Genomic DNA, 5142 nt, shown 5'->3' with positions numbered 1-5142 from the left:
AAAATCCCAACCGTCGCAGTGGCTATTGCTTATTCTGCTTCGGGACGGGCTCTAAAATAGCAAAGGCGCCCTATGAAATGGTATGCACAACTGATGGGTTACAGTTTTCCGATTCTGTTGGGTATTTTATTAATGCGCAACATGATCGAGCGATTGTGGGATTGCCTGGTGGACCACAACGCGAAACTAGGCTTTCGTCCGCCCGCGTGGCAACCGGAGTTTCTGGCCCGCTTGGAATCCGTCTTGTTCATTCTTTTTCTGCAACTGGGCCAGGCTTGGTTCATCGCCGCTTGGATGGCGATGAAGATTGCCGGCCAATGGATGCGCTGGATGGATCCCGGCGACGCGCAGGTGGGACGGCCGCCGGGCCACGTGGTGTTCAATATGTTTATGATCGGCAACGGTCTGTTGATTCTCTTTGCGGTGGTGGGTTACAAGCTCATCGGTTGGGTGAACCGGGAGGATTGGCTGCTCGCTTTCTGGGCTCCCACGTTGATCACGCTCCTGACCGTTTTATGTTACGTAAAGCTGGGGCCGTATCGTAAATCGCTCTCCGCGCCAGCGAAGCCGACGGCAGGCAAAGCCTGAGTCCAAGGCGGTTCGGGTGTTCCCGATGCCGCTGACTTACCCGATGGAAGTGGGTGTCTGCAAGGCGATTCCCTCAGCCGGATGATGCCCTCCCACCCCATGAACCCTCGCTTGCAGGTTCATGGGTTCAAAGAGCGAAATTCGTTTGTTCGGGGAAGTCTCCCGATGAGCCTCGCAGCCGACGACGTCAGTTGGCGCATAGATCAGGGGTAAATGCGCGACATTTGATTGGGGAGAATTCTCTCCACGCGGGAGTCTCCTGATGGGAGCGCAACCATCAACTTTCTCCAACTGGCCGCAAAATTGGGGCGGGCGCTTTATGGTAATTTTCGTAAACGATAAAACCGGACGCCGGCGGGGGTCACAGAAAGGGAACGTTGGGTGCCGTTGGTCTGGAATTCACTGGCGGGTACGGTGACCCAGGTGCCATTCAGGTCCAAGGCGTATTCCAGCACGTATCCAGCCTGCGGGACAGCCCAGGCGATGGTAAAAACCTGGTTGGTAAATTGCAGGGTCAAGGGCGGCATCCCCGCAGTCTGGAGGACGGTCACCACGCCGAGCACGCCTCCGTCCACCGTGAACGTTCCGCCGCTCAAACGGCCCGCCGCCGCCTGGCCGATGGCCCCGGTGACGGAATAAACGCTGCCCGTGCTGGTGCCGCCGCCGCCCGTGATGGCCGCTTGGGTGATGGCATACTGCGCGTGTGACGCCGTAAGGGATAACCAGAACAACGCCAGTAACGCCATGCCTGGTTTTTGCCGTCGCATCAAATGCGCGGGATATATCATGATTGAGTTCATGGCCGGGCTCCATGCTGCTGGCGGAGCAAGCGCTCCGTCAAGGTTTTAAGTTCAGCGAAGTCCTTTTCCAACGCCTCCACGCGCGCTGCTTTTTCCGTCAAAGCGCGGATTTGCGCGTCTTTTTCTTTCAGCAACAGATTCAATCCCTGGATGGCCGCGAGCGCCACGCCGCTTTCATCCACCGCGCCGATGGCCCGCTCATTATCGCCCAAACCAAACGCCGCACGGAAATCCTGGGCCATGGGACCAAGGTGCTTCACGCCATCCCGCTCGCTTTTGTAGTTCCATTGCGTGATGGGCAGCGCCGCCACCCGCGCCAGCACGTCCCGCGGTTCAATGGGGGCAAAATTCTCCTTGAGGTTGCGGTCCGATACGCTGGTGAACACCCCCGCCGGGCTGCAATAAGCGCCGCTGGCCAGATGAAGCGGATAGCTGGGGGCATTGGTGCCAATGCCGACATCCCCCATGATGGACTGGGTGCCATGGAACGTCTGGCTGGCATTGAGGCGCGCGATGTTCCCGGACAGGCGCGCATCCGCGACCGTTCCCGTGAGCTGCGCCGCACTTACTGCCACCGAATTGGTAAATACAGAAAGGGTATTGTCACCGGAATTGACACTGACCAAATCCTGCCAGCCATCGTTATTCAAATCCTCCGCCGCCACCGCATACGGGCTGGCGCCGGTAGGCAAGGTGGCGAACGTGCTGAATCCGCCCTGCCCATCGTTTTTCAAGATCGTCAACGTGTTATCTCCGTTATTGGCGCTCACCAGATCTAAAGTCATCCCCGACAAATAATGGGATGCCACCACGGAAAACGGGCTGTTCCCAACCGTTGGTGAAGCCGCCACCGCAAATCCGCCATGCCCGTCATTCGTCAGGACCGTGAGCGTATTGGCGCCTGAATTGGCACAGACCAAATCCAGCGCCGCGTCGTCGTTAAGCAAAGCGGCGGCCAAGGCCACGGGGCCGACCCCCACCGTGGGAGAGGACGCCAGAGCGAAGCCGCCATGGTGGTTGTTGGTATAAATCGTCAGCGTGTTGACATCATAGTTGGCGCTGATCAAATCCTCCCAGCCATCGCCGTTCACATCCGCGGCGATCACATCCTGCGGTCCGGTTCCCGTGCTGAGGGTCGCCGCCAGCGCAAGTCCGCCCCGCCCATCATTGGTAAACACCATCAGGTTGTTGTCTGAATAATTGGCGCATACGAGATCCAGCAATTGGTCCCCGTTCACATCCGTTGAAATCACCGAGACCGGGTGACTTCCCACCGGCAAAGTGAATGCGGGGATAAATGAGTTGGCACCGTTATTCGCCAAAACGGAGAGCATGTTGCCCGTATAATTCGCGCACACCACCCATGGCAGACCAGCCGCATAAGGCCGCCAGTCCGTCAGCGAAATCGGCGCGCTGCCAGCGGCGGGCGAGGCTGCCAGGACAAATTGACCATGCCCGTTGTTCGTCATGACACTCAAGGTGCCAGCATCATAATTGACCGACACCAAGGCGGGGCGGCCGCTGTCATTGATATCCATCACGAGCACATCTTGGGGGTTGGCGCCGATGCCTGGATTCGACGCCAGCGAAAATCCCGCCGACGCATAAAAGAACGTGCCGGCTGGCCCCATGGCCAGCGGATTCAGATTGGTCAACCCCACGCCATCACCCCAGAACCGGTCTGCCGTCACCGAACCGGAGAACCTCGGGCTGGTGGCCAGCAGCGCCACATTGGTGGAAAGTCGGTTATCAGGAATCGTTCCAGTCACGTTGGTGGCATCCACTTGTGACACGCTGAGTGACCGCAACGCGTAAGGGGCCGGGGTGACTGGTTGCCGCGGCGTCAACAAATCAAACGCGGTGCCGCTGCCGTTCGTGCGCACCCCCACTTCCAACCAGCGCGCCTCGCCATTGAAGGCATTTACGCCAAAGTCCAGAGTGGTTGAGAAAACCCCGTTGCTCACCATGATGGCCCCATTGGTCAATGGCGCTGCCGGTGAAAGACCACCGGCCATGACGTCATACAGGGTGAATTTAAAATCAAACAGTCCTTGGGCCGGGCTGCCAGACTGCTGAAGCTGCCCCTGATAGGTGAACACACTGGTCATCGGTGTGGCACCAACTAACCGATATGCCATGAATATGGCCACGAACAGTAACGATCGCGTTGACGTTTTCATAATTTCGGCGTTTCATTCCTGTATCCCACCTCAACCTCATCCTTGATTCACTCTGAGATTGTCGTTCTTGGGATAACTCAAGTCTGGCAGAGACTATGGCCATTTAGCCCTAGTCTTTCAAGCCTTATATTTGAAAACCGGCGATGCACAGGGCTGTCTCAAGCTCGGTTTGCTTCAAGCTGGAAGCGGCTGTTCGGGTGTTCCAAATACCGCAGAATTACCCGCTGAAAGTGGGTGCTTTGAAGCGATCCCCCTCAGCCGGATAATGCCCTCCCTGTCTCAAAGGGACGGTCGAGCGGGAGTCCGCAACCATCGAAAACCAGCCGCCGCCCTATTGCCGACTTATCACTGTCGGATAATAAGGCTTTCCACCTTGCCACTCTGGTCTGTGCCGCGCATAAAACCAACGGTGGATGAAGTGAAGATAACGGTAAAGCTGCCACTATAGTAGGGGCTCGATTGCTTGACCAAAAGACTGCCCGTGTTCTTATCAATCGCCTTAAAGGTGTATATGGCCGACAGGGTATGATCACCGGTGATTTGAATATGGGTCGCATCAACAAACGTGGCGACGGTCGTGGTGCTGCTGGTAATGCTTTTGGTAAGCCAGGCGGTTCCCACCAGCGAAGCTGGCAAATACTGCGACTGCTTGCTGACCACCGTTGCTGAATAATCAACGTTTTGCGTACCAGTGCTGTCTTTGATTGTCCCGGTTAATTGCACGGTCGTATCAGAAGTCCATAGCACCGTCAGATCGCCCACGCTGCCTTGACTGGTCGTGAACTTTAATTTTCCAGCCGTCAGCCCGGTCATTTGATACGCATAAGTCATGGTTCCTCCGCCAATGTCCTGCATATTTTTTGTTTCGGAGTAGCCACCGCTGCTGGCGGTATTGAACACCATCACCGTGCCGCCGTTGTTGTTTACTGATACAGTATATCCGGTCAATGTTTTCGGAGCCATTTGCGGCGGAGGCGCAACATCGGTCTGGTTAATCACGATGCTGCCCGTATCGCTCGGCCCCTTGAACCAGCCGAGTCCCTGCATGCCAAGGCCGCCCGGGACCGGCACCAGCACCCCTTTGACCGGGGTGGCTTTTTTCGTCACCGGGTGGGTAAATGATCCGCTGAACACGCCGCTGGCGGCATCCACCGTCAGGCCCAGGTTGAGCGTGGTTTGCCAAACCTTGATGGCATTGTTAGATACGATAATGTAACTCGGGTCCACCGCCGAAGCTATTCCGCCATCAGCCAGATTTACCTCGCCATAAGTCCAGCCGGTGACGGACTGTCCCGCTGCCGGTTTCTGGTAACGGTTGATTTGGGTGGTGACACCGCTGTCCGATCCATCCGCAAAATACCAGCCGGGGAGGCTTGCAAAAATCCAATTACCGCTATCGAACGAGGCATTCACCCATCCGATATATAACGCTTTACCCCCGGCTAATGGTGCAAACACCGGGATGCCTACCATCGAGCCGTCACTGGTTGCAAGGGTGTTCACATTCAGCACCGAACCATGGGTGTGTGACCGGAGAGTAACTTTGTTCAAGCGGCGATTTGGAGTTTGAGGTA

At 56.8% G+C, this 5142-nt stretch carries 4 protein-coding genes; 1 reads left to right on the top strand and 3 read right to left on the bottom strand.

Annotated elements, in window-relative coordinates; genetic code table 11:
* Window positions 1-72: 72 nt before the first annotated feature.
* Window positions 73-588 carry a hypothetical protein gene (locus tag WCO56_28855; GenBank protein ID MEI7733610.1) on the top strand — a complete coding sequence of 172 codons (516 nt, stop codon included), beginning with the start codon at window positions 73-75 and terminating at the stop codon, window positions 586-588.
* Between the two features lie 317 nt (window positions 589-905).
* On the opposite strand, the gene WCO56_28850 is transcribed toward WCO56_28855, so the two are convergent.
* The 3 genes from WCO56_28850 to WCO56_28840 form a co-directional block, all read right to left on the bottom strand.
* The gene (locus WCO56_28850) at window positions 906-1388 is read right to left on the bottom strand and encodes a hypothetical protein (protein MEI7733609.1); all 483 of its coding nucleotides are present in this window, start codon (window positions 1386-1388) and stop codon (window positions 906-908) included.
* Window positions 1385-3568, bottom strand: coding sequence for an FG-GAP-like repeat-containing protein (locus WCO56_28845; protein MEI7733608.1), 2184 nt, complete (start codon window positions 3566-3568; stop codon window positions 1385-1387). Before WCO56_28845 ends, WCO56_28850 begins: the two co-directional genes overlap by 4 nt.
* A 345-nt stretch (window positions 3569-3913) precedes the next feature.
* Window positions 3914-5142, bottom strand: a 1229-nt coding sequence (locus WCO56_28840) for a hypothetical protein (GenBank protein ID MEI7733607.1), incomplete at its 5' end; no start/stop codon positions are given.

The organism is Verrucomicrobiota bacterium (assembly GCA_037139415.1).
GTDB lineage: Bacteria > Verrucomicrobiota > Verrucomicrobiia > Limisphaerales > Fontisphaeraceae > JBAXGN01.
This window is presented reverse-complemented; position numbering and strand designations above follow the sequence as displayed.